Origin of the sequence: Paenibacillus alkaliterrae, assembly GCF_021532375.1 — a bacterium.
Taxonomy (GTDB): domain Bacteria; phylum Bacillota; class Bacilli; order Paenibacillales; family Paenibacillaceae; genus Pristimantibacillus; species Pristimantibacillus alkaliterrae.
In genome coordinates this window covers 1-4,095 of record NZ_JAKGAP010000064.1, presented here as the reverse complement: position 1 = coordinate 4,095, position 4,095 = coordinate 1, and the positions used below count along the sequence as shown (strand labels likewise).

Below are 4,095 nucleotides of genomic sequence, written 5' to 3'. Positions count from 1 at the left end.
TCCCGTTAAACTTGCTTCATCAGCGTTTTAGTCTGGCCTAACTGGAATTTGTCCCGCTAATGTGGTCAGTTTGCCGACTAGAAGCGATTATTCCCGTGAATAACGCCCGGTTTTCCCGTTAAATGTTTTAATTTAGCGTGTCTGAGACAAATTAGCTGGCGTTTTTCCAGTTCGTGCTGCCGGTGCAGCCTTTAACTCGCGTGATTGATTAGTTCACGTATATAGAGTCTTCTTTTACGACGAGGAGGATACAAAATGTATCATATAGTAGAAACTGCGATACATAATGATTTTGGCGTATATTCTGAAATTCCACTACTAAATAAGAGGGGGCAGTCCCTTAGACATATTAATGACTAAGGACTGCCCCTAATTTGTTACGAAGCTTATTTGTAGCTGGGCAGCCAGCTGCCGTGGGCTTCGATCAAGTCGTCGCAGAGCGAAACGATGTCATCCATCGACAGCTCGGCGGACGTATGCGGATCAAGCAGAGCGGCGTGATAAATATGGTCGCGCTTGCCGGTAATGGCAGCTTCGATCGTCAGCAATTGCGTGTTAATGTTCGTGCGGTTGAGAGCGGCAAGTTGCGGCGGAAGGTCGCCGACAAAAGTTGGCGTAACGCCGTTCGCGTCAACGAGGCAAGGGACCTCGACGCAAGCTTCCTTCGGCAGGTTCGTAATCAGGCCCGTATTCATGACGTTGCCGCCGATCTTGAACGGTTTATTGGTTTCAATGGCTTCGAGTATATACGAAGCATACTCATGGCTGCGGCAGTGCTCGAGGCTGCGGTCGTTGACAAGGGAATCGCGCATCGATTTCCAGCCTTCGATTTGGTTAACGCAGCGCCGCGGATATTCGTCAAGCGGAATGTTGAAGCGTTCGATCAGCTCCGGGTAGTTGCGCTTGATAAAGTACGGGTGGTATTCGGCATTATGCTCGGACGATTCGGTAATATAGTAGCCGAATTTCAGCATGAGCTCGTAGCGGACCATGTCATGATGCTTTTCCTTCTGCTTCTCCGCAGCGCGGCGCTTAATTTCCGGGTAGAGGTCTACGCCGTCCTTGCTTGCTTCAAGCAGCCACGCCATATGGTTGATGCCCGCGATTTTGTACTTGACGCCTGTAGGATCCAGATCCAAATGCTCGAACAGGTGCGGCACGCACACCTGCACGCTGTGGCATAGCCCAACGGTTTTTACGCCTCCGTAAGTATTCATCACATTCGTTAGTACAGCCATTGGATTCGTATAGTTCAAGAAGAGCGCATCCGGACATACCTCATTGATGTCGCGAGCGAAATCCAGCATGACCGGGATCGTGCGCAGGTTTCGGAAAATGCCGCCAATGCCGACCGTATCGGCAATCGTTTGGCGCAAGCCGTACTTCTTCGGGATTTCAAAATCGGTAATGGTACAAGGATCGTAGCCGCCTACTTGTATGGCGTTTACGACGTATTTCGCTCCGCGCAGCGCTTCCTTGCGATCGGTGTACGCTTTGATATGGCAGGTGCTTTGGCTCGTTTGCTGCAGGTTGAGCAGCATTTGCTCAGAGTCGTTCAGACGCTCCGCATCGATATCGAATAAAGCGATTTCAAAGCCCTGCAGCGCTGGAGTCTGCATGACGTCGCCGAGAATGTTTTTGGCAAATACGGTGCTTCCTGCTCCGATAAACGTAATTTTGGACATGGGATAATAGCCTCCTATTTGTTTATTGCTGACTCCTTCAGTATACGGATGCAAACGATAAATGAATATGGAAGGAACGAAGCATTATATGGAGAAATGTTGCAGCATTTAGTATGATGATAGGAGCAGGCTTTATGGAGGTGCAAGGTTGGATACGCATCATTACTTTATGTTAAGTATTAATGCAGCTCCTTTAAAGGGAGAAATGTCCGTTTTATTTAGCGGAAAAGGCAAGCCGGTGGGAGGTCATTTCATCGGCCCCGCCGTCCATGATTACTATTTAATCCATATCGTCCTTGACGGAGAGGGCGTATTCGAAACGCTGGGAGAGACGCATGCCTGCAGGGCCGGTGATGCATTCGTTATTTTCCCGGATATATTAGTCAAGTATGAAGCAAGCATGAGCAATCCATGGACATACATGTGGGTAGCCTTCTCGGGGGATATCGTGGAGTCGTCGTTGACCTCCATCGGCATTACGCCGGACAGGGCGGTCGTTCGGGCGTGCCCGCTGCCGTCCATGCAGAGAATGTTTCGCAGCTTGCGCAAAAGTATGGAGGGAACGGACTTTCCGGCGCTGGGAAATATGGAGGCTTCCGGGTGGCTCAGACTTATTTTGTACGAGCTTGGCAGGCTGCATCTAAGAGAAGAAACGGTGGTTAGCGGACCGCGGTCCCGCTCTTACCGTCAAATCGATCAAGCGATTCGACTGCTCTCGCTGCAATACGGACAGCAGCTTTCAATTGAAGGAATCGCGCAAACGCTAGGTTATCATCGCGCTCATTTAACGAGACTGTTCAAGGAGGCGACGGGCTTATCGCCTATGCAATACTTATTCAAGGTGAGGATGAAGAAGGCCGAGGAGCTGCTGGAGGGGGAGCTTACCATCGCGCAAATCGCGGCCTCTGTCGGGTATAATGACCCGCTGTTTTTCACCAAGCAATTTCACAAATGGAGCGGACAATCTCCTACGGAGTTTCGGAGGGATTTGATTCATAAATAGTTTTCGCAAACTCGCGGCTTCAATCGTGAGTTAGAAAATCTCAAAAAAAGTTATACGGCTTTAGGCCGCATAACTTTTTTCTTTTGTCCAAACACGGCAAGTTTTGGTTCCATATAATGTCTAGGGAACATGTTATGGAGGTGTGAAAGCCGTGATAACGATTAGTTTGTGCATGATTGTAAAAAACGAGGAGCAAGTTCTAGATAGATGCTTAAATTCCGTTAAAGATCTAGTAGATGAGATCGTCATCGTAGATACGGGATCAACGGATAGCACGAAAGAAATTGCCGCTAACTATACGAATCATATCTATCATTTTGATTGGATCGATGATTTTTCTGCTGCAAGGAATTACTCTTTCCGTCATGCGACTGGGGATTATATTTTATGGCTGGATGCGGATGATTGGCTGCAGGAAAACGACCTGGTAAAGTTCAAAGCGCTCAAACAAACGTTAGATCCGAACATAGACTCCGTTTGCATGGATTACTACGTTGCGTTTGATCCCCTTGGACAGCCAACAGCCGTTGTGAAAAGAAACAGGCTTGTGAAGCGTTCCAGGCAATTTCAATGGTATGACCCGGTGCATGAGCATTTAGCGGTCTCGGGAAATGTAATCTTTTCGGATATTGCAGTGAGTCATGGCCGGGTGCATAAAAACACGGAACGTAATCTGCGTATTTATGAAGGAGTGCTTGCGCAGGGGGGAATCCTCTCGAATCGGCAATTATTACAATATGCAATGGAACTAACCGCTAATGGTTATTACGAAAAGGCAATCGAGATCTATCAAACGATTATTTCTGATCCAACAAGCTATTTTGAAGATAAATTGCAATCTTGTGATCGAATGGCTCACTGCAATCACGAGCTCGGCAATAAAGAGCAAGAACTGCAATCCCTATTAAAAACGTTCAACTACGATATCCCGCGTGCCGATTATGTATGCCGAATCGCCTACTATTTTCAGGAGAACAGCGATTATGAGAAAGCTGTTAACTGGTACCTGTTGGCACTAAAGCTGGAGAAGCCGGAAAATCGTCTGCTTGGCATCAATAACATGGCTTGGTCATGGTTTCCCCATCTGCAGCTTGTGGCATGCTACGGCAAACTCGGGCAATTAGAGCAAGCCTATGAGCATAATGAAATTTCTCTTTCATATGCGCCAAACGATTCGAACATATTAAATAACAAACTATTGTTGGAGAAGCATCTGAGCAAAAGAAAAGATGGAAGCTGATAAGCCTTTTAAATCATGTCCAGGCATATACCGTATCTATTATAATTATTCATCCATATAATAAAGAATTGCTAGGAGTCTGTCCGACGAAACAGGATTTTGTCCCGCACGCCTCGAATTTATTAGATAAATAGTAATGGACGTGTAAAGGAGTGAAGTCGCATGGC

The 4,095-nt window shown here is 47.2% G+C and carries 3 protein-coding genes; 2 read left to right on the top strand and 1 reads right to left on the bottom strand.

Annotated elements, in window-relative coordinates:
* Positions 1–386 precede the first annotated feature (386 nt).
* Entirely contained in the window at positions 387–1,685 is a 1,299-nt protein-coding gene (melA, locus tag L1N85_RS21485; protein WP_235241104.1) for an alpha-glucosidase/alpha-galactosidase, read from the bottom strand.
* A 148-nt stretch (positions 1,686–1,833) separates the two neighbouring features.
* Between melA and L1N85_RS21480 the strand changes: the two genes are divergently transcribed.
* Both L1N85_RS21480 and L1N85_RS21475 read left to right on the top strand, forming a co-directional pair.
* Positions 1,834–2,688, top strand: coding sequence for an AraC family transcriptional regulator (locus L1N85_RS21480; RefSeq protein ID WP_235241103.1), 855 nt, complete (start codon positions 1,834–1,836; stop codon positions 2,686–2,688).
* 151 nt (positions 2,689–2,839) lie between these two features.
* Positions 2,840–3,928 (top strand): glycosyltransferase, encoded by a 1,089-nt coding sequence (locus L1N85_RS21475; RefSeq protein ID WP_235241102.1) that lies wholly within the window; start codon positions 2,840–2,842, stop codon positions 3,926–3,928.
* Positions 3,929–4,095: the final 167 nt, after the last annotated feature.

Coding starts and splice junctions, on each gene's coding strand:
- melA (WP_235241104.1), bottom strand. CDS start 1,685: ATGTCCAAAATTACGTTTATCGGAGCAGGAAGCACCGTATTTGCCAAA.